Origin of the sequence: Frigoribacterium sp. Leaf186, assembly GCF_001423905.1 — a bacterium.
In the GTDB taxonomy this organism is placed as follows: domain Bacteria; phylum Actinomycetota; class Actinomycetes; order Actinomycetales; family Microbacteriaceae; genus Frigoribacterium.
On record NZ_LMPQ01000001.1, the window covers coordinates 675829 to 696577 of the forward strand.

General features: G+C 71.8%; 18 protein-coding genes. 5 read left to right on the top strand and 13 right to left on the bottom strand.

Translation table 11 applies throughout. From position 1 onward, the window contains the following. The 5 genes from ftsX to ASG05_RS03135 form a co-directional block, all read right to left on the bottom strand. Window positions 1–898, bottom strand: an 898-nt coding sequence (gene ftsX, locus ASG05_RS03115) for a permease-like cell division protein FtsX (protein WP_082486284.1), incomplete at its 3' end; no start/stop codon positions are given. Next, window positions 895–1638, bottom strand: coding sequence for a cell division ATP-binding protein FtsE (ftsE, locus tag ASG05_RS03120; protein ID WP_043593759.1), 744 nt, complete (start codon window positions 1636–1638; stop codon window positions 895–897). The genes ftsE and ftsX, both read right to left, overlap by 4 nt. 57 nt (window positions 1639–1695) lie before the next feature. Further along, window positions 1696–2805: a peptide chain release factor 2 gene (gene prfB, locus ASG05_RS03125; protein ID WP_056257195.1), complete on the bottom strand. Its 1110-nt coding sequence runs from the start codon at window positions 2803–2805 to the stop codon at window positions 1696–1698. A gap of 70 nt (window positions 2806–2875) precedes the next feature. Continuing rightward, entirely contained in the window at window positions 2876–3478 is a 603-nt protein-coding gene (locus ASG05_RS03130; RefSeq protein WP_056258340.1) for a hypothetical protein, read from the bottom strand. A gap of 72 nt (window positions 3479–3550) precedes the next feature. Then, on the bottom strand, window positions 3551–4717 hold the full coding sequence (locus ASG05_RS03135) for a cysteine desulfurase family protein (RefSeq protein WP_056257197.1): 1167 nt from the start codon (window positions 4715–4717) through the stop codon (window positions 3551–3553). An 89-nt stretch (window positions 4718–4806) separates the two neighbouring features. On the opposite strand from ASG05_RS03135, the gene glgX reads away from it, so the two are divergent. From glgX to ASG05_RS03150, 3 genes are all read left to right on the top strand, one after another. After that, a complete protein-coding gene (glgX, locus tag ASG05_RS03140) occupies window positions 4807–6915 on the top strand; it encodes a glycogen debranching protein GlgX (RefSeq protein ID WP_082486286.1) in 2109 nt (702 codons plus the stop codon). Beyond that, window positions 6912–7415 carry a Cys-tRNA(Pro) deacylase gene (ybaK, locus tag ASG05_RS03145; protein ID WP_056257200.1) on the top strand — a complete coding sequence of 168 codons (504 nt, stop codon included), beginning with the start codon at window positions 6912–6914 and terminating at the stop codon, window positions 7413–7415. The genes glgX and ybaK overlap by 4 nt, the downstream gene beginning before the upstream one ends. A gap of 265 nt (window positions 7416–7680) precedes the next feature. Beyond that, the gene (locus tag ASG05_RS03150) at window positions 7681–8325 is read left to right on the top strand and encodes a DUF1294 domain-containing protein (RefSeq protein ID WP_056257202.1); all 645 of its coding nucleotides are present in this window, start codon (window positions 7681–7683) and stop codon (window positions 8323–8325) included. A 145-nt stretch (window positions 8326–8470) separates the two neighbouring features. Here ASG05_RS03150 and ASG05_RS03155 read toward each other — a convergent pair whose 3' ends face one another. Genes ASG05_RS03155 through ASG05_RS03165 form a run of 3 tightly spaced genes read right to left on the bottom strand, consistent with a single transcriptional unit; the run spans window position 8471 to window position 12678 of the window. Continuing rightward, the gene (locus tag ASG05_RS03155) at window positions 8471–10588 is read right to left on the bottom strand and encodes an ABC transporter ATP-binding protein (protein ID WP_056257205.1); all 2118 of its coding nucleotides are present in this window, start codon (window positions 10586–10588) and stop codon (window positions 8471–8473) included. Further along, window positions 10585–11682, bottom strand: a complete 1098-nt coding sequence (locus tag ASG05_RS03160) for an ABC transporter permease (protein WP_082486288.1) — start codon at window positions 11680–11682, stop codon at window positions 10585–10587. Before ASG05_RS03160 ends, ASG05_RS03155 begins: the two co-directional genes overlap by 4 nt. Window positions 11683–11691: 9 nt before the next feature. Next, window positions 11692–12678: an ABC transporter permease gene (locus ASG05_RS03165; RefSeq protein ID WP_056257208.1), complete on the bottom strand. Its 987-nt coding sequence runs from the start codon at window positions 12676–12678 to the stop codon at window positions 11692–11694. Between the two features lie 219 nt (window positions 12679–12897). On the opposite strand from ASG05_RS03165, the gene ASG05_RS03170 reads away from it, so the two are divergent. Then, window positions 12898–14571, top strand: a complete 1674-nt coding sequence (locus ASG05_RS03170; protein ID WP_056257211.1) for an ABC transporter family substrate-binding protein — start codon at window positions 12898–12900, stop codon at window positions 14569–14571. Between the two features lie 33 nt (window positions 14572–14604). Here ASG05_RS03170 and ASG05_RS03175 read toward each other — a convergent pair whose 3' ends face one another. From ASG05_RS03175 to ASG05_RS03195, 5 genes are all read right to left on the bottom strand, one after another. Continuing rightward, on the bottom strand, window positions 14605–15210 hold the full coding sequence (locus ASG05_RS03175) for a signal peptidase I (protein WP_056257215.1): 606 nt from the start codon (window positions 15208–15210) through the stop codon (window positions 14605–14607). After that, window positions 15207–16127 carry a hypothetical protein gene (locus tag ASG05_RS03180; protein ID WP_056257218.1) on the bottom strand — a complete coding sequence of 307 codons (921 nt, stop codon included), beginning with the start codon at window positions 16125–16127 and terminating at the stop codon, window positions 15207–15209. The genes ASG05_RS03175 and ASG05_RS03180 overlap by 4 nt, the downstream gene beginning before the upstream one ends. Beyond that, window positions 16118–17023 (bottom strand): hypothetical protein, encoded by a 906-nt coding sequence (locus ASG05_RS03185; RefSeq protein WP_056257220.1) that lies wholly within the window; start codon window positions 17021–17023, stop codon window positions 16118–16120. Before ASG05_RS03185 ends, ASG05_RS03180 begins: the two co-directional genes overlap by 10 nt. Beyond that, window positions 17020–17622 carry a TasA family protein gene (locus ASG05_RS03190; protein WP_056257222.1) on the bottom strand — a complete coding sequence of 201 codons (603 nt, stop codon included), beginning with the start codon at window positions 17620–17622 and terminating at the stop codon, window positions 17020–17022. The genes ASG05_RS03185 and ASG05_RS03190 overlap by 4 nt, the downstream gene beginning before the upstream one ends. Before the next feature lie 148 nt (window positions 17623–17770). Next, on the bottom strand, window positions 17771–18349 hold the full coding sequence (locus tag ASG05_RS03195; RefSeq protein WP_056257226.1) for an alternate-type signal peptide domain-containing protein: 579 nt from the start codon (window positions 18347–18349) through the stop codon (window positions 17771–17773). Between the two features lie 237 nt (window positions 18350–18586). Here ASG05_RS03195 and ASG05_RS03200 point away from each other — a divergent pair, with 237 nt between their 5' ends. Next, complete coding sequence (locus tag ASG05_RS03200; RefSeq protein WP_082486291.1) at window positions 18587–20740, top strand: alpha-1,4-glucan--maltose-1-phosphate maltosyltransferase; 2154 nt, start codon at window positions 18587–18589, stop codon at window positions 20738–20740. The last annotated feature ends 9 nt before the right edge of the window (window positions 20741–20749 follow it).

Genomic DNA, 20749 nt, shown 5'->3' on the forward strand with positions numbered 1-20749 from the left:
GCCTGATCGCCACGTTGGCGCTCAGCGCCGCGAGCAGGATGCCCACGACGACGACGATCGGCACGACGAGGGCGGCGTCGCGCAGGCCGATGAACGGCGTGCCCTGGAAGGTCACCGCCAGGTAGCCCTTGACGAAGAAGTTGACGATGGCGACGATGGCGGCACCCGCCAGCACCGAGCCCACGAGGGCCGCGATCACCCCCTCGAGGATGAACGGCGTCTGGATGAACCGGTTCGACGCGCCGACCAGGCGCATGATGCCGAGCTCTCGCCGTCGGCTGAAGGCGCTGAGCCGGATGGTCGTCGCGATCAACAGCACCGCCGCGATGAGCATCAGCGAGGCGATGCCGATGGCCGTGTAGCTCGCGGCGTTCAACACCGAGAAGATCGGGTCGAGGTACCCCCGCTGGTCGACGACGCTCTGCACGCCGGCGAGGCTCGACAGGCTCTCGGTGAGCACGTCGGACTGCGTGGGGTCCTTCAGGTTCACCCAGAAGGTCTCGTTGAGGTACGCGGGCTGGACGAACTCGGTGGCCGGGCTGTCGGCGAACTGCTGCTTGAAGCGGTCGTACGCCTCGGTCTGGTCCTCGAAGTAGAACTTGTCGACGTACGGCGTGAGCACGTCGCTCTGCAGCTGGGCCTCGACGCCGTCCTTCTGGTCTTGCGTCGCCATCGCGCCGGTGCAGTTGCCCGTCGTGTCGGTGTCGGTGCAGAGGTAGACGGCGACCTGGGCCTTGTCGTACCAGTAGCCCTTCATCTGCGTGATCTGCATCTGCAGCAGCGCGGCCGTGCCGACGAAGGTCAACGAGATGAACGTGACGAGCACGACCGAGACGACCATCGAGGCGTTGCGGCGCAGGCCGCTGCCGACCTCGCTCATGACGAGTCCGAGTCTCATGCGTCCGCCCCTCTCGTGCTCAGGTCTTCGACTCCGATGGCCTGGATGGGCACCGCCTGCGTCTGGTAGCCGCCGTGGCGCTCGTCGCGCAAGATGTTGCCCGCGCTCAGCTCGATCACCCGACGTTGCATCTGGTCGACGATGCCGGCGTCGTGCGTGGCCATGATGACCGTCGTGCCCCCGGCGTTGATGCGCTCGAGCAGGGTCATGATGCCCGCACTCGTCGAGGGGTCGAGGTTTCCGGTCGGCTCGTCGGCCAGCAGGATGGCGGGCTTGTTGACGATGGCCCGCGCGATCGCGACGCGCTGCTGCTCACCGCCCGAGAGCTCGTGCGGCAGGCGGTGCTGCTTGCCGACCAGGCCGACCATCTTGAGGACGTCGGGCACGGCTTCTTGGATGAAGCCCTTGCTCTTGCCGATCACCTGCAGGCTGAACGCGACGTTGTCGAAGACGTTCTTCTGCGGCAGCAGGCGGAAGTCCTGGAACACCACGCCGAGGTTGCGGCGGAAGTACGGGACCTTGCGGCTGGACAGCGTGCCGAGACGCTGGCCGAGCACGTGGATCTGGCCCTGCGACGGCTTCTCTTCTTTCAGCACGAGCCGCAGGAAGCTCGACTTGCCGGAGCCGCTGGCCCCGACGAGGAACACGAACTCGCCCTTGAGGATCTCGAGGGTGACGGCGTTCAGTGCGGGCCGGGGGTTGCCGACGTAGACCTTGGTGACTTCATCAAACCGAATCATGACGGGGATCACCCTAAGCGCGGGTCAAGGCGATCGGCGCAACGACTCGCTGCGGTGCTAGTCCTGGTCGTCGCGCTTGCGCCAGCGGATGCCGGCCGAGATGAAACCGTCCAGGTCGCCGTCGAAGACGTTCGAGGGGTTGTTCACCTCGTGCTCGCTGCGGAGGTCTTTCACCATCTGGTACGGCGCCAGCACGTAGCTGCGGATCTGGTCGCCCCAGCTGGCCGTGATGTTGCCCGCGAGCTCTTTCTTCTTGGCGTTCTCGGCCTCTTTCTGCAGCAGCAACAGGCGCGACTGCAGCACGCGCATGGCGGCGGCGCGGTTCTGGATCTGGCTCTTCTCGTTCTGCATCGAGACGACGGTGCCGGTCGGGATGTGCGTCAGGCGGACGGCCGAGTCGGTCGTGTTGACGCTCTGACCACCGGGGCCCGACGAGCGGAACACGTCGACGCGGATGTCGTTCTCGGGGATGTCGATCGACTCGGTCTCTTCCATCAGCGGGATGACCTCGACCGCGGCGAAGCTGGTCTGACGCTTGCCCGCCGCACCGAACGGGCTCATGCGCACGAGACGATGCGTGCCGGCCTCGACGCTCAGGGTGCCGAACGCGTAGGGCGCGTCGATCTCGAACGTGGCGCTCTTGATGCCCGCCTCCTCGGCGTAGCTGGTGTCCATCACCGTGGCGGACATGCCGTGCTTCTCGGCGTAGCGCAGGTACATGCGCAGCAGCATCTCGGCGAAGTCGGCGGCGTCGACCCCGCCGGCACCGGCGCGGATCGTGATGACCGCGGGCCGAGGGTCGTACTCGCCGTCGAGCAGGGTCTGCACCTCGAGGACGTCCATCATCTTCTGCAGGGCCTTGAGCTCGGCCTGCGCCTCGTCGGCGCTCTCTTGGTCGTCGCCGTCGTTCGCCATCTCGACGAGCACCCCGAGGTCGTCGAGCCGCTGCTCGGTCGTCTCGAGCTTCTCGAGCTCGGACTGCCGGTGGCTGAGGGCGCTGGTGACCTTCTGCGCGTTCTCGGTGTCGTCCCACAGGTCGGGTGCCGAGGCCTGCTCGCTGAGCTCGGCGATCTCGGCCACGAGACGGTCTTGCCCGATCACCGCACGGATGTCTTCGAACGTGGCCCGGAGGGCGGCAATCTGCTCAGAGAAATCCAGTGCGATCATGGTCCCCGAGCTTACCCGGCGCACGTGGGGGCGACGTGCGGGTGCGGGGACGGGCCCGGGGGCTCGCGCGTCAGCGCCGGGCGACGCCCGCCTCACGCAGGGCCACGTCGGCGAGGCGCCGGACGACCTCGGGTTCGCCCGCGCGCCACGCCGCGACGGGGTCGGGCGACACGGCGAGCGCCGCCCGGGCGTCACGGCCGGTCAGGGCCCGCAGCGCGAGCAGGTCGTCGCCGCCCGGCAGGGCGAGCAGCGACCGGGTCGAGGAGGCGCGGCGCGCGAAGGCGATCCGCCCGCGCAGCCAGACCCACAGCACCACGAGGCTCGGCACCCCGGCCACGACGAGACCCGCGACCAGCGCGGCGCGGGCCACGCCGTCCTGCTGCTGCCGTCCGGCGTCGGCGAGGGACTGACCGGCACCGCTCGCTCCGTCGAAGGGTGCGCTGGCGGCGTCGCCGACCAGGGGCACCCCGGCCAGGGCGCGCGAGGCGTCCTGCATGGTGCCCTGGAAGCCGGCCCCCGCCTCCTCGAGCTGTCGCCCGAGGTCGGCGAAGGTGCCGATGAAGCCCGCGATCGCCACCCCGAGCACGACGAACGCGACGACGAGGCCGATCGCCACCACGTCGCCGGTCACCTGGCGGGCACGGACGAGGGGCGACGACGAGTAGAGCTGCATGGTCACAGTGTGCCCGCCCGTCGCCGGTGGGCGGCGACCCCGGGCGGCGACCCCGGGCAGGCGGGCCCGGCGTCAGCGGGTGCCGAGGGCGGGCGTGCGGTCGGCGTAGCCGGCTCGGCCGGCCCGGGCGACGGCGTCGGGCAGTGCGGCGAGCAGGGCGTCGACGTCGGCCTCGGTCGAGGTGTGACCGACGGTCATGCGGAGCGCCCCGCGGGCCGCGTCGGGCGACAGCCCCATGCCGAGCAGCACGTGGGACGGTTCGGGGATGCCCGCCTGGCACGCGGACCCGGTCGACACGCTGACCCCGGCGGCGTCGAGCAAGAACAACAACGAGTCGCCCTCGCACCCCTCGAAGGTGAAGTGGGCGTTGCCGGGCAACCGGTCGACGGGGTCGCCGCGCAGCACCGCGCCGGGCACCGAGGCCAGCACGCCGGCGACCAGGCGGTCGCGCAACGGCTCGTAGTCGGCGTGCGGTTGTTCGGCCGCGACGGCGAAGGCCACGGCGGCCGGGGCGTCCTGGGTGCCCGAGCGCACCTGCCGCTGCTGACCCCCGCCGTGGATGAGGGGCACGACCGTCGCCGACCGCGACAGCACGAGGGCTCCGATGCCGATCGGCCCGCCGACCTTGTGCGCGCTGACGCTGAGCGCCGCGAGCCCCGACGACGCGAAGTCGATCGGCACCTGCCCGTACGCCGCCACCGCGTCGGAGTGCACGGGCACCCCGTGTGCGGCGGCGAGCGCGACGACCTCGTCGACGGGCTGCATCGTGCCGACCTCGTTGTTGGCCCAGAGCAGGCTGACGAGGGCGACGTCGTCGTGCTCGTCGAGGGCCGCGGCGAGCGCGTCGACGCGCAGTCGGCCCCGCTCGTCGAGCGGCAGCCAGGTGACGACGGCGCCCTCGTACCGTTCGAGCCACTCGACGGTGTCGACGGTCGCGTGGTGCTCGCCGGCGGGGACGAGGAGGCGCGGGCGCGGTCGGTCGGACTGCCTCGCCCACCAGAGTCCCTTGATCGCGAGGTTGACCGCCTCGGTGCCGCCCGAGGTGAAGACGACCTCGATCGGGTCGCAGCCGAGGGTCGCGGCGACGCGTTCGCGAGCCTCTTCGAGCACCCGCTTGGCGTTCTGCCCGGCGGAGTGGATCGACGACGGGTTGCCCACGGTGCCGAGGGCCTCGGCGTAGGCGGCGATGGCCAGCGGGTGCATCGGGGTGGTGGCCGCGTGGTCGAGGTAGACGCTCATGGAAGGGTCCTCAGGCTGGGGTGGGGCGGGTGCGCCGGTGACGCCAGGTGATTTCGGGGCCGACGCGCGCCTCCTCTACTGTAAGTGCCGTGACCGACCTCGACCCCCTGCGCGACCTCGGCGTCCGCACCGGCCCCGACGGGCCGACCCTGCGGGTCTGGTCGTCGTCGGCGACGCGCGTCGACCTCGTGATCGACGACGCTCCCCACGACCGCGTCGTGCCGATGGTGCGTGACGAGCACGACGTCTGGAGCGCCACCGACGGCGCCCTGACCCCCGGTCGTCGGTACTGGCTGCGGGCCGACGGCCCCTCGGGCCCGGGTAGCGCCTTCGACCCGTCGCTCGAGCTGCTCGACCCGTACGCGCGCGGGCTCGGTCGCACCGGCCGGGGCACGTGGCGCTCGGCGGTCGTCGACGAGGCGTTCGACTGGGGCGGGGTCGAGAAGCCGCGCACGCCGCTCGACCGGGTCGTCGTCTACGAGGCGCACGTCAGGGGGCTGACCCGGCTGGCGCCGTTCGTGCCCGAAGAGCTGCGGGGCAGCTACGCCGGTCTCGCCGCCGAGTCGACCATCGCCTACCTGCAGGGGCTCGGCGTCACGGCCGTGCAGCTGCTGCCGGTGCACCAGCACGTCGACGAGCAGCGCCTCGTCGCGCAGGGCATCGAGAACTACTGGGGCTACAACACCCTGAACTACTTCGCGCCGCACGCCGCGTACGCGAGCCGCGACGCCCAGCTCGCCGGGGCGTCCGCGATCGTGCGCGAGTTCAAGGGCATGGTGCGCCTGTTGCACGAGGCCGGCATCGAGGTCTACCTCGACGTCGTCTACAACCACACCGCCGAAGAGGGCGAGGTCGGCGGGCCGGTGACGAGCCTCCGGGGTCTCGACGGCGCCGCCTACTACCGGCACGACGCCGAGGGCCGCCCCGTCGACGTGACCGGCTGCGGCAACTCGCTCGACACCAGCACGCCCGCCGCCTCGCGACTCGTGCTCGACTCGCTGCGCTACTGGGCGAACGAGGTGCAGATCGACGGGTTCCGGTTCGACCTGGCGGCCACCCTCGGGCGGGGCGCCGACCACGCCTTCGACCCCGAGCACCCGCTGCTCTCGGCGATCGTGACCGACCCGGCGCTCGAGGGCGTGAAGATGATCGCCGAGCCGTGGGACGTCGGGCTCGGCGGCTGGCAGACCGGGGCCTTCCCCGAGGGCTGGATCGAGTGGAACGACCGCTTCCGCAACCGGGCCCGCGACTTCTGGTTGACCGACATCGCCGCCGCGCGGTCGCAGGGCGCTCCCCCGTCGGGTCTCGGCACCTTCGCCTCGAAGCTCAGCGGGTCGAGCAACATCTACGCCCGCGAGCGCGGTCCGCTGTCGGGCGTCAACTTCGTCACGGCGCACGACGGGTTCACGCTGCTCGACCTCGTCTCGTACGACGGCAAGCACAACCTCAGCAACGGCGAGGCCAACCGCGACGGCACGGACGACAACCGCTCGTTCAACCACGGCGTCGAGGGCGACAGCGTCAACCCCTGGATCTCGGACGCCCGACGCCGTTCGATGCGCAACCTGCTCGCCACCCTGTTCGTCTCGGCCGGCATCCCGATGCTGACGGCCGGCGACGAACGCGGCCGCACCCAGCACGGCAACAACAACGCGTACTGCACCGACAGCGAGCTGACCTGGGTCGACTGGACCGACGAGCCCTGGCACCGCGACCTGCACGACGACGTGGCGACGCTCGCCCGGCTGCGGGCGGAGAACCCCGCGCTCCGCCCGTCCCGCTTCGGCCTCGACGGCGCCTGCACGCTGAGCGCCAACGAGATGTCGTGGCACTCGGCCTCGGGCGACGAGATGCGGCCCGACGAGTGGAACGACCCGGGCGTCCGCACCCTGCAGTACCTCGCCGTCTCGACGCCCGAGCACGAGGCGCCGAACACCGTGCTGGTCGTGGTGCACGGTGCCGAGACGAGCGTCACGGTGACGCTCCCCCGGCACGAAGGCGTCACCTCGTACGACGCCCTGTGGTCGAGCGACGACCGGAGTCTGCCCCACGACACCGCCCCCGGCGACGAACTGATCGTCTCGGGGCCGACCGTCGTGCTGTTCCGCGCCGTGACCGTCGACGCCGGCACGAGCGGCGGGGCCGACGCCACCGACGGGGCCGACGCCACCGGCGACGCCGTCGGGGCCGACGCGTGACGAAACCGACCGCAGGAGGCGCGCGCGGCCCCGCCACGCCGGCCACCGTCGCGCTCACCGCGGCCGGCATCGCCTTCACCCCGCACACCTACGAGCACCACGACACGGCGACGAACTTCGGCGAGGAGGCCGCGGCCGAGCTCGACCTGTCCGAGGAGCGCGTCTTCAAGACCCTCGTGGCCGACGCCGACGGCACCCTCGTCGTGGGAGTCGTCCCGGTCTCCGGTCGCCTCGACCTCAAGGCCCTCGCTGCAGCCGTCGGAGCGAAGAAGGCCTCGCTCGCCGAGCCCGCCCTCGTCGAACGCCGCACGGGCTACGTCGTCGGCGGCATCAGCCCGCTCGGCCAGAAGACCGCCGCGACGACCGTCGTCGACGCGAGCGCCGCCTCCTTCCCGTCGGTGTTCGTCAGCGGCGGGAGGCGCGGGTTCGACATCGAGATCGCCCCCGACGACCTCGTGCGCGCCACCGGCGGCACCTACGCGGCGATCCGCCGCGACTGACGCCCGCCGCGCCTCCCGCACACCAGCCCGCGGAGCCCACGCCGCCACGAAGTGGACACCGCGCCACGCGAAAACGTGGCGCGGTGTCCACTTGGTGGCGCGAAGAGAGGGCGACGGGCGCCGGGGCGGCAGAGCAGGCCGGGCGCGGCGAGCAGGCAGGCCGGGCGCGGCGAGCAGGGCGGGCGGGCGCGGCGAGCAGGCCGGGCGGCGAGGCAGGGCGGGCGCGGCGGCGGGCACACGGCGAGCGCGGGCTAGGGTCGGGCGCATGACCGGCAGTCCGGCCCGGATCGAGGGCACGCTCACCTCGTGGGACGACGACCGCGGGTTCGGGTTCCTCACCCCGGGTTCGGGGCGGGGCCGCGCGTTCGTGCACATCACGGCGTTCAGCCGGGGGTCGGCGCGGCCCCGCGTGGGCGACGCCTTCTCGTACGAGGTCGACCGGCACGGTGACCGGGGGCCGGCGGCGGTCCGCGTCGCAGCGGTCGGTGGCCGGTGGTCGGCGCCCCGGGCCCGGGCGCCGCGCCCGACCCGAGGCGGGCAGGTCGCCCTCGTCGTCGGGCTCGTGATCGTGGTGGCGGTCGTGGTCGGCGTCGCGACGCTCACCCCCGCGGGAGGACGCACCGCGGCCGTCGACGACGCCCTGCCCTGGCTGATCGGCGGCGCCCTCGTGCTCAGCCTGGTGACGGCCGTCGTCTACGCCGTCGACAAGTCCGCCGCCCGCCACGGACGACGCCGCGTGCCCGAACGCGTCCTGCTGCTGCTCGGACTGGTCGGCGGCTGGCCCGGAGCCCTCGTCGCGCAGCAGCTGCTGCGTCACAAGACGAGCAAGCGGTCGTTCCAGGTCGCCTTCTGGGCCACGGTGGCCGTCGACGTGCTGGCCGTCGCGGCCGCCCTCGTGCTCGTCGGCTAGCACCGCGCGCTCGTCCGCCGGCGTACCGCCGGCACGCGCACCGCCTGCACGCACACCGCCGGCACGCGCACCGAGACCCCGGTGGACCGCCGAGACACTCGTGAGCGCGCGGGTGTCCCGGCGACCTCCCGGGGCCTCGCCGACCTCAGACCAGCTGCTTCTCGCGGGCGAAGTGGCAGGCGGCCGTGTGGTCGGCGCCGTCGCGGCCGTGCGGCAGCATGGCGGGCACCTCGTCCTCGCACCGCGAGCGCTGGGCCTCGGGCAGCATCGCGTAGAGCGGGCACCGGCTGCGGAACCGGCAACCCGTCTGCTTGACCGTCGGCGTCGGCGGGTCCCCCGGCAGCACGATGTGCTCGCGGGCCCGCTCCTTGACCGGGTCGGGCACCGGCACCGCCGAGAGCAGCGCCTGCGTGTAGGGGTGCAGCGGGTGCTCGAACACCTCGTCGACCGGGCCCGTCTCGACCGTGCGGCCGAGGTACATGACCGTGACCCGGTCGGCCACGTGCCGGATGACCGAGAGGTCGTGCGACACGAACAGGTACGACAGGTCGAGCTTCGCCTTGAGCTCGGCGAGCAGGTTGAGCACGCCGGCCTGGATCGACACGTCGAGCGCCGACACCGGTTCGTCGAGCACGATCAGCTTCGGGTCGGCGGCGAGCGCCCGGGCGATCGAGATGCGCTGCCGCTGCCCGCCCGAGAACTCGTGCGGGTAGCGGGTCGCCGCGGCCGCCTCGAGCCCGACGAGCCGCATCAGCTCGGGCACGCGGCGCGACACCTCGTCGCGGGGCCGCCCGATGGCCAGCAGCGGTTCGGCGATGATGTCGCTCACCGGCTGGCGCGGGTCGAGGCTGGCCATGGGGTCCTGGAAGACCATCGACACGGCGCCGCGCAACCGCTTGACGGTCGACCCGTCGAGCTTGCGGTCGAGGGCCGTGCCGAGCAGTTCGATCGTGCCGGCCTCGGGCACCCGGAGGTCCATGATCTCGTGCAGGGTCGTGCTCTTGCCCGAGCCCGACTCGCCCACGAGCCCGAGGGTCTCGCCCTCGCGCACGTCGAGGTCGACGCCGTCGACGGCCCAGACGCTGCCGACCCGGCGCTTGAACACCGAGCCCTTCGTCAGCGGAAAGGTCTTGACCAGCCCGTCGACGTGCAGCACGCGGTCGCGAGAAGCCCGGGGCACCGCCGCCAGGGCCGAGGTGAGGGCGGGTGGCAGGTCGTAGACGTCCTCGGGGTCGGTGCCCTCGCCGACGAGCTGGTCGGCGTGCAGGCACGCGGCCCGGTGGCCGGCCTCGACCGCGGGAGCCTGCTCGAGGGCGGGTTCGTCCACCCGGCACTCGGCCGTCGCCAGCGGGCAGCGCGCCGCGAACGGGCAGCCGGGGGCGAGCGACAGCAGCGACGGGGGCGTGCCCGGGATCGGCACGAGCGGCTGGTCCGAGCGCTGGTCGAGGCGTGGCAGTGCGCCGATGAGGCCGACCGTGTACGGCATGCGGGGGTGGGCGAACAGGTCGTCGGCGGTCGCCGTCTCGACGACCCGCCCCGCGTACATCACGGCGATGCGGTCGGCGAACCCGGCGATGACGCCGAGGTCGTGGCTGACGAAGATCAGGGCGGCCCCGGTCTCGCGCTGGGCCGTGCGGAGCACCGAGATGACCTGGGCCTGGATCGTGACGTCGAGGGCAGTGGTCGGCTCGTCCGCCAGGATCACGTCGGGGTCATTCGCGATCGCCATCGCGATCATCGCCCGCTGCCGCATGCCCCCCGAGAACTCGTGCGGGAACGAGTCGACCCGGCGCTCGGGTTCGGGGATGCCGACCAGCCCGAGCAGCTCGATCGCCCGCTCGCGAGCCTGCTTCTTCGAGCCTCCGCGGTGGATGAGCACCGTCTCGGCGATCTGCTGACCCACCGTGTAGACCGGCGTGAAGGCCGACAGGGGGTCCTGGAAGACCATGGCGATGCGCTTGCCGCGGATCGCCGACATCGACTTGTCGCTGCGACCGAGCAGCTCCTCCCCGTCGAGCGTGATCGACCCCGTCACCTTGGCGGTGGCGGGCAGCAGGCCGAGCACGGCCAGGCTCGTGACCGACTTGCCCGAGCCCGACTCGCCCACGATGCCGAGCACCTCGCCGCGCCGCAGCGTCAGGTCGACGCCGCGCACGGCGCGCACGGCGCCGTCCGGGGTCGGGAAGGTCACGGTCAGGTCGTGCACCTCGAGCACCGGGGCCGAGGAGGCGCGGGTGCGGTCGACCGGTTCGGTGAGCGTCATGCGCGCTCCCCCTTCTCGTCGTTCGTGCGGGTCGGGGCAGCGGAGCCGACGTCGGCCCCGGGGGCGGGGCTCGCCGCCTCGGAGACGCCGCCGGTGCGACCGAGGGGCGCCGCGCCTCCTCGGCTCTCGGCCGTGCGGCCGCGCGTGCGGCGACGGCGGCCGGTGCGACCGGCCGTCGAGGTCGGGTCGAGCGCGTCGCGCAGGCCGTCGCCGAGCAGGTTGCTGGCGAGCGCGAAGACGATCAGGGCGCCGGCCGCGAAGAAGAACAGCCAGGGCTTGGTCGTGGCCGCGCTCTGGTTCTGGGCGATGAGCGTGCCGAGCGACACGTCGGGCGGCTGCACGCCGAAGCCGAAGTACGACAGCCCCGACTCGGTGAGCACGGCGGCGCCGATCGCGATCGTGGCGTCGATCACCAGGAACGACGCGACGTTCGGCAGGATGTGCCGCACGATGATCGTGAAGTGGCCGATGCCCATGTAGCGGGCGGCCCGGATGAACTCCCGCTCCTTGATGCTGAGGGTGAGCGAGCGCACGACGCGGGCGGTGATCATCCAGCCGAACAGCGCGAGCAGGGCGACGAGGATCAGCCAGCCGTACTGCTTGAGGCGCGGCGAGAGGATCGCGATGATCAAGAACGACGGCAGCACGAGCAGCAGGTCGACGAAGACCATGACGGCCCGGTCGACCCAGCCGCCGAAGTACCCGGCCATCGCGCCGAGCATGCCGGCGATGACGGTCGAGAACAGCGCGACGAGCAGGCCGATCAGCAGCGACTTCTGCAGGCCCCTGGCGGTCTGGGCGAAGACGTCCTGGCCGATGTTGTTCGTGCCGAACCAGTGGGCGCCGGTCGGCGGCGACGACAGGGCCGTGTAGTCGATGTAGTCGTAGGCGTACGGCGAGACGAGCGGGCCGACGAAGGCGAAGACGAACAGCAGCACGACGGTCACGAGGCCGACGGTGGCGCCGCGGTTGGCGAACAGGCGTCTGAAGGTCAGCACGAGGCGGTTCGGCGTCGTCGCCGCCGCCTCTTCTCGCGACTCGGGCACGACGGCGTCGGACGGGCCCTCGAGGAGGTCGGGTGTGAACCGGGTCATGGGGCGGCCCTACTTCTGCGCTCGGACGCGCGGGTCGAGCACCGCGTTCAGCACGTCCGACACGAAGCCGGCGAGCAGCACGACGACGGCGCTGTAGAGGGTGTACGTGACGACGACGTTGATGTCGTTCGCCTGCACGGCGTCGATGAACCAGGCGCCGAGGCCGTTCCAGGCGAAGATCTTCTCGGTGAAGGTGGCCCCGGTCAGCACGCCGAGGAACGCGAAGGCGAACAACGTCGTCATCGGGATCAACGCCGTGCGCAGCCCGTGCTTGAAGATCGCGGGGCGGCGGCGCAGCCCCTTGGCCCGGGCGGTGCGGATGTAGTCGGCCTGCAGCACGTCGAGCATCGTCGCCCGCTGGTACCGGCTGTAGACGGCGATCAAGCCGACGCCGATCGAGATGGTGGGCAGCAGCAGGTGGGCGATGCGGTCCCACGCGATCGTGCCGAGCCCGCCGGTCAGGTTGGGCGTCGCCTCACCGGTGAAGGTGATCAGCTGGTACCCCAGGACGTCGTTGAGCTTCGTCGCCCCGATCTTCAGCAGCACCGCCGTGAGGAACACCGGCGTGCTGATCAGGACGAACGACAGCACCGACGAGACGCGGTCCGAGAACGCGTACTGCCGGATGGCGTTCCAGGTGCCGACCACGACCGCGAGCACGATGCCGAGGATCGACCCCACCAGCAGGAGGCGCAGGCTGACGCCCAGCCTCGGCCCGAATTCTGCCGCGACCGGCTTGTCCTGGATGGTCTGGCCGAGGTCGCCGGTGACGGCACCACCGAGCCAGTGGACGTAGCGGTCGCCGAGGGGGTCCTTGTCGTTGACGCCGATCGAGGTGAGCTTGGCGTCGACGATCTCGGAGGACGGACGCGGGTTGCGGTCGGCGTAGACGGAGCGCGGGTTGAGGGTCGCCGAGGCGAGGAAGTAGGTGAGCGACGTCGCGATGAAGACCAGGGCGACGTAGTACACCAGCCGGCGGGCGAGGAATCGAGCCATGGCAGATCACACTAGACGTACCCCGAGCCCGGGCCAGCTGGCCAGGTTTCGAGCGTGTAACGAATTCTCATGAAAGTTTGCGCGGATTCAGGGCGTCCGTACATTTGTGCACACGCTGTCAGATGTCGACAGACGCCGCACCTCGTGACACCACGGGCCGCCGTCGTCCTCGGAACGACCCTGATCAGCACTTTTCATCACGATGCAGTTCGGAGTGCCATGAAGATCACGAAGAAGCTCGGCCTCGCAGCCGGCCTCGTCAGCATCGCCCTCGTCGTCACGGCGTGCAGCGGAGGCGGCGGCAACGACGGCGACGGGGCCGCGAAGAACGGCGAGTTGTCCCCCGACGGCGACATCAACGCCACCGCGGCGGCCGACGTCGAGCAGGGCGGAACGCTCACCCTGCCGCTCAGCCAGCTGCCCTCGCAGTGGAACTACGGCCAGCTCGACGGCGCGCTGGTCGACTCGGCGCTGATGGAGAGCGCCGTGCTGCCCCAGCCCTTCCGCATCGACGAGAAGGGCGTGCCGCAGATCGACGAGAACCTCGTCACGAGTGCCGAGGCGACGAGCGACGACCCGCTCGTGGTGACCTACGACATCAACCCCGACGCGGTGTGGAACGACGGCACGCCGATCACGGTCGCGGACTTCCAGGCCTGGAAGACCGCCCTCGACGGCTCGAACGCCGAGTACCTGGTCGGCAGCACCCTCGGCCCCGACCGCATGGCCTCGGTCGAGGCCGGTTCGAGCGACAAGCAGGTCGTCGTGACCTACTCGGAGCCGTTCTCGGACTGGAAGAGCATGTTCGCGCCGCTCTACCCGGCCAGCCTCTACAACGACCCGACCGCGTTCAACACGGCCTACGTCGACGACCTCCCGGTCTCGGGAGGACCGTACAAGGTGGAGAAGATCGACACCACGGCGCAGACCGTGACGATCGTGCCGAACGAGATGTGGTGGGGTGACGCCCCCAAGCTCGACTCGGTGGTCTTCCGCGCCCTCGACAGCGACGCCGACGTCGACGCCTACCTGAACGGCGAGATCGACTACGTCACGGGCAACTCGTCCGAGCGCTACGACCGCCTGAAGGGTGCGAAGGACACCGACATCCGGGCAGCACCGTCGGCCCGCTACACGCACGTCGACTTCAGCACGAAGGGCATCCTCGCCGACGAGAAGATCCGTCAGGCGATCCAGCACGCGGTCGACCGCGAGGCCCTGGGCAAGGTCATCACGAGCACCCTGCCCTACGAGCTGCAGACCCTCAACAACCACCTGTTCCTCAGCACCGACGGCGCCTACCAGGACAACGCGAAGGAGACCGGCGACTACGACGTCGACGAGGCGAAGAAGATCCTCGCCGACGACGGGTGGGAGCTGAACGGCGACGTGCTCGAGAAGGACGGCGAACAGCTCGAGGTCGCCGTGACGATCCCGTCCGGCACGCCCATCTCGCAGCAGCTGTCCGAGGTCATGCAGAGTCAGCTCGCCGCGGTCGGCATCAAGCTGACGATCAACGCCGTCAGCGTCGACTCGTTCTTCGAGGACAACGTGACCCCCGGCAACTACGACATGACGATCTTCGTCTGGGCCGGCACCGGCTACCAGGCGTCGGGCGTCAGCATCTACAACTCGGACGAGCAGGGCCAGAACTACGGCCGCGTCTCGAGCCCCGAGATCGACGACCTGCTGAGCCAGGCCGTCGCCGAGGGCGACCCCGACACGGCGGCCGACCTGTACAACCAGGCCGACGAGAAGATCTGGGAGATCGGGCACTCGATGCCGATCATCCAGGCTCCGCTGATCTCGTTCCAGAGCCCGAAGCTCGCGAACTACGGCGCCCGTGCCGGAGCGAGCGACGTCGACTGGACGATCGTCGGCTTCACGAAGTAGACCGCGCCACCCCGGGCCCGTCCGCCCTCTCGCTCAGCGGGAGGCCGGACGGGCCCTTCGCGTCCGCACCCGACGTCGCTGCGCCTCCACCAGTCCGGTGGCGAGGGCGTAGCCCGCGTAGCCGAGCAACGCCACGGCCAACAGCGGCACGATCCACGACCGGGCGTCGCCGTTCACGACCTGGTTGACGAAACCGAGCCAGGGCACCGAGTACCACAGGGTGCCCCGCACCTGCTCGGGCAGCACGAGGGCGGCGTCGGGCTCGGAGTTCGCGTCACCCTTCGTGACGAACGCCGTGCCGCCGTCCGACGACGACACGATCTCGGTGACCCGGTGGCTGATCACCTCGGGCCGACCGCTCTCGATCTGGTAGGTCACGACGTCGCCGATCCGGATCTCGTCGACCGGCGTCGGTGCCACCACGATCAGGGTGCCCGGGGGCAGTCGGGGCTCCATCGAGCCGGTCAGCACGGTGAGGGGCGTCGCCCCGGCTGCCTTCGGCACGACGATCAGCACCACGGCGAGCCCGAGGACCACGGCGAGCAAGCCTGCGCTGAGGCCGAGACCGAGGGCGTGCCGCAGCCCCCTGCCGCGCACGGCTGCTCGGCGGCCGCTCACGGCTGCGCGGCGGCCGCTCACGGCTGTTCCCCCGAGGCGTCGTCGTCGTCGACGTCCGCACGACGTCGCCCGACCGCCACGAACGCGCCCGACAGCACGGCGATCGCCGCGATCAGCAGCGGCAACCAGCTGCCCCGGAGGGGCAACGGCACGAAGTCGTCCAGAGCGTCCAGGGCGTGGACGGGCAGGTCCGTGTCGCCCCACGAGTCGGCGGTGCCGCCGCCCGACCGCCCCGCGCCGCCGACGGAGGACGCCGCCCCGCCGGCCGGAACAGCCGAGGAGGCGCGGGTCGCCACCGCCTCGACGGTCGCGCTCGACGCGCGGTCGCCACCCGCGCCTCCTGGGGTCAGGCCGTCGCCGACGCCGGGGTCCGAGGCCTCGGCCCCCGCGCAGCCCGCGACGACGGCTCCCCCGGTCAGGCCGGTGAGCGTGACGAGGACGCCGAAGTCGAGCGTCTGGTCGTCCGTGCCGGCACCCGCCGACTCGTCGAGGGCGACCGAGACGGTGACCGGTGCCTCCTGCCCGGCGGCGAGCCGGACCGGGGCGAGCACCGGGGTGCACCCGTCGTCGGCCAGGGTGACCGGCGGCACGTCGCCGAGGTCGAGGTCGGAGTGCGAGCTGACCGTGACCGTCTCGGCGAACGCGGCCGACGAGGTCGTGACGTCGACGAGCCGGGCCCCGAGCGTGGCGGGCCCGGTCGAGACGTTCTTCACCCAGAAGGTGCCGGTCGTGCTCGCCCCCGGCACGAGCCGGAGGTCGTCGCCGAACAACGCCGAGTCGAGCCGACCCTCCCAGTGCCGGCCGTCGTCGCTCACCATGAGGCGCGGGGCCTCCCCCGCGACCGCCGGCGACGGGGTCGCCAAGGCACCACCGACCGCCGCGACGAGGGCCGCGGCGGTGACGGCGGCGACGACCGGTCGACCGTGTCTCACGGGCACTGGATGTTCCTCGTGCCGTACTGGTCGTAGACCACCCTCAGCGTGCCGACGGCCATGAGGTCGGTCGGCTGGCCGTCGACCACGACCCGGATGTCGACGGTGATCGGTCCGTCGCCGAACGGGTCCTTCGGCAGGGTGTCGCGGGTGAAGGCGAAGTGCGGGTAGTCGCCCGTCTGCTCGGAGGTCGAGACGCGGGTGCTGCCGACGTAGCTCGCGTAGCGGGTCGCGGTCGCTCGCGACGACGGGTCGAAGTCGAGCCACGCGTAGGCCTCGCCGTCCGGCCGGCAGACGGCCGTCTGCGCCGGCGCGATCGTGTTGTTCTGCACGATGCGGCGGTCCAGCGGGGTCGCCGTCCACGACCCGGCGGCGAGCGAGACGGTGAGGGTCGGGTTGACGCGTCCGGTGGGCGAGGACGTCGCGATCGAGGTCCGCAGGCACCAGGTGACGGACGCCTTGCTCGCGAGCGTCCCGGTCATGTTCGGGACGGCCGCCCAGGTGCCCTCGACCCGGCCCGAGCCCACGGTGGCGGAGGCGATGCAGTCCGAGGCGGCGGGGACGGGCCAGGCCACGAGGGCGATCGACCGGGCGAGCTCGGTCGAGCTGCCCGAGCTGAGCACGCCGCCGGTCGAGTAGGTGGCCTGCACGGTGCCGGAGTTCGTGACGGTCCACGGCGCGGTCAACGACCTCGTCGAACCGGCGTAATCGGCCTGCAGGCCGTCCACCGTGCCGGCCGAGAGCGCGACCGCGCCGGTCCTGACCTGCTCGGTCAGGGTGGCGTTCGCCGTCCAGAGCGCGGCCGCCGCGCCTCCTGACGCCAGGACGACGCCCACGATCACGCCGACGACGAGGGCGGCCGTCGCGCGGCGGGCCGAGGCGCGTGCCCGACGGCCCGTCACGGCGCCACCTGCGTGCCGGTCAGGACGAGCCCGATCGACGAGGTCTGGGCCTGCACGGCTGCCGGTGCGTCGCCGTCGAGCGTGACCACCACGCATCCGGTGACGGTCACCCCGGCGGGCAACGTGAAGTAGCCGCTGCCGGTGTCGAAGGCCGAGGGGCGGGCCGAGTAGCCGCCCACGCCGGTGGTGCAGTCCGCCGACTTCGCCACGGCGGTCAGCCGCACCGTCAGCTCGCCGACGAGCGACGACGTCGACGCGGTGGTGGTCCCCGCGGCGACCCTCATGGCGAGGTCGACCGAGCCGGTGTTGGTCGCGGTGAAGGTGCCGGCGGTCGCCCCGCCGGGGCCGAGCACGGTCGCGTCGAGGGCCGTGACGGCGCCGACCGAGAGGCCTGCCGTGCCCGAGCTGACCGTGACGGCGGTGGGGGCCACCGAGCCGTTCCACAGCGCGTACGTGCCCCCGGTCGCCACGAGGGCGACGGCGACGGACCCGCCCACGACGGCCGTCCACGCCCAGAGCGAGCGCAGCGGACGACGAGGCGAGGAGGCGCGCTCGGCCGAGCGGTGGCGCGCGCGTCCCGCAGGTGACGGTCTCGACATCGGCTCACCCCCTGGTGGTCGGTCGTGCGGTGGTCCGGACCCGGTGGTCGGCCGGGTCGGACGATGGGGTGGCGGCCGGACCGCGTCGGGTGCGGTCCGGTCGCCGGTCGGTGGGGCGGGTGCGGGGCCGACGGGCGGCCCGCACGCGCTACGCGATGGCGCGCTGCTTGAGCGTGAAGGTCAGCTTGCTCAGGTCGAGCGTGCCGCCCTGGCTGGCGGCGTCGGTGACGGTCGAGGGCAGCTCGACGACGAAGGTCACCACGGCCGAGGTGCTGCCGGCGGAGACGGGAGCGACGACGTAGCTGCCGGCCGTGCTGCCCGCGGTGACGCCCGAGGGCAGGGTCGAGCTGCCGGCGGCGGTCGAGACGGTGAGCGCGTTCGTCACGTACGGCTTCAGGCTGCCGGTGACCGACGTCGCGTCGTAGGTGAGGTCTGCCCGCAGGTCGGTGCCGGAGGCCACGATGGTGATCGGCTGCGTGAACTGCAGCTTGCTGCCGGGGACCACCTTGTAGGCCGCGACCTGGGCCGTGGTGAGGGCCGTGCTGCGGCCGTTCGTGACGTCGGTCCAGCTGCCGGCCGACGACTGGGTGAGCGACAGCGTGCCCGAGGCGACGCTCGAGGCGTTGACCTCGGTGCTGGCGTTCCAGAGGGCGAAGGTGCCGGCGCCTCCGAGGAGGAGGGCGATGCCGGCGGCACCGGCGACGGCACCCGTGACGAGCTTGTTCATGGTCGGTCCTGTTCCGCGCGCCGGGGCGCGCTCGAGCACCGCCGTGCGCCGTCGGTCGGGTCGACGTCGGGGTGGCGCACGGCGTTGCAGGGCTGTCGGCTCCGGGTCGGGCGGCCGATCGGTGTCGTCGGGCGCCGGGCTCTCGAGGAGTTCGGGTCCATCGGGCGGGCAGGCCGCGACGACGTGTCCGACATTACGCGGTCCCCCAAAGTGCCGACAGGTTTTCTATGCATTTGCATGCACCCAGTTGGGGGGACAAAACGGACCGCGGCGTCTGTCGGCGTTGATGCGGACGACCATCCGTCCCCCGACGGCCCGGTTCGGCGGCCCGACCCGCCCTCGACGGCCCGGCCCGGGACCGGCCGCGCCAGACCGGGTACGGTCGACAGCGTGGCGACAGCATACGAACCCAGAGTCGGGCGGATCCCCATCACGGGACTCACCCCGACGACCCCCGACCGCGTGTTCCCGACGAAGGCCTTCTCCGGCGAGGTGGTCACCTTCGGGGCGACCGTCTTCCGCGAGGGTCACGACCTGATCGGAGCCGACCTCGTCACGACCGATCCCGAGGGGGTCGAGGCCCGGCACCGCATGGTCGCCGGCATCCCCGGCACCGACCGGTGGACGGCCCAGGTGCAGCTCGAGGCCGAGGGCGACTGGACGTGGCAGGTCGAGGCGTACACCGACGACTGGGCCACCTGGCTGCACGCCGCCGAGATCAAGGTGCCCGCCGGGCTCGACGTCGAGGTCACCTTCGCCCTCGGCAGCCGGTTGCTGACCGACGCCGTGGCCGACCACCCCGACACGACGCTCATCCGCGACGCGGCCAAGGCGCTCTCGAACGCCGCGCTCTCCCCCGCCGCGCGCCTCCGGGTCGCGACCGACCCGCGCCTCGCCGCCGTCCTCGCGGTCACCCCGCTGGCCAGCCTGGTCACCCGCAGCGCCCCCGAGGCCCTGCGCGTCGAGCGCAGCCGCGCCGGCCTCGGCAGCTGGTACGAGTTCTTCCCGCGCAGCGAGGGCGCGCGCAAGCAGGCCGACGGCACCTGGAAGAGCGGCACGTTCCGCACGGCCGCCCGTCGACTGCCCTCGATCGCCCGCATGGGCTTCGACGTCGTGTACATCCCGCCGGTGCACCCCATCGGCACGACGTTCCGCAAGGGGCCGAACAACACGCTGACCGCCGGGCCCGAAGACCCCGGGTCGCCGTACGCCATCGGTTCGCCCGACGGCGGGCACGACGCCGTGCACCCCGACCTCGGCACGGTCGCCGACTTCCGCTGGTTCGTCGACGCCGCCAAGAACGCCGGCCTCGAGCTCGCACTCGACCTGGCCCTGCAGTGCTCGCCCGACCACCCCTGGGTCACCGAGCACCCCGAGTGGTTCACGACGCTGCCCGACGGCACGATCGCCTACGCCGAGAACCCGCCGAAGAAGTACCAGGACATCTACCCCCTGAACTTCGACAACGACTACGAGGGCGTCAGCCGCGAGGTGCTGCGCATCGTGCGGCACTGGATCGAGCTCGGCGTCACGATCTTCCGCGTCGACAACCCGCACACCAAGCCGGTGCGCTTCTGGGAGTGGCTGCTGCACGAGATCCGCAGCACGAACCCCGAGGTCGTCTTCTTGTCGGAAGCCTTCACCAAGCCGGCCATGATGCAGGCGCTCGCCCAGGTGGGGTTCCACCAGTCGTACACGTACTTCACCTGGCGCAACGAGAAGTGGGAGCTCGAGGAGTACCTCCACGAGCTGTCGAAGGAGACCAGCGCCTGGTTGCGCCCGAACCTCTTCGTCAACACGCACGACATCCTCACGCCCTACCTGCAGTTCGGCGGTCCCGCGGCGTACAAGATCCGCGCCGCGATCGCCGCGACGGCGTCGCCGACCTGGGGCGTCTACTCGGGCTACGAGCTCTTCGAGGACGTGGCCCGACCCGGCAGCGAAGAGAACATCGACAACGAGAAGTACGAGTTCAAGCCGCGCGACTGGGCCGCCGCCGAAGAGGCCGGGGCGTCGCTGGCGCCGTACCTCACGCAGCTCAACCGCATCCGCGCCTCGCACCCGGCGCTGCGCCAGCTGCGCAACCTCGAGATCCACTCGAGCGACGACGAGTCGATCCTGGTCTTCTCCAAGTACCTGTCGCGGGCGCACACCCGTAGCGGTCGCGCCGACGGCATCATCGTCGTCGCCAACGTCGACCCGCACTCGGCGCGCGAGACCACCGTCCACCTCGACGTGACGAAGTTCGGGCTGCAGCCCGGCGGCACCTACACCGTGCGCGACCTCATCACCGGTCAGTCGTGGACCTGGGGCGACGACAACTACGTCCGACTGGACGCCTTCGTCGAACCGGTGCACGTCCTCTCCGTCGACCTCAACCGAGCCCCGTAGGAGCGACCC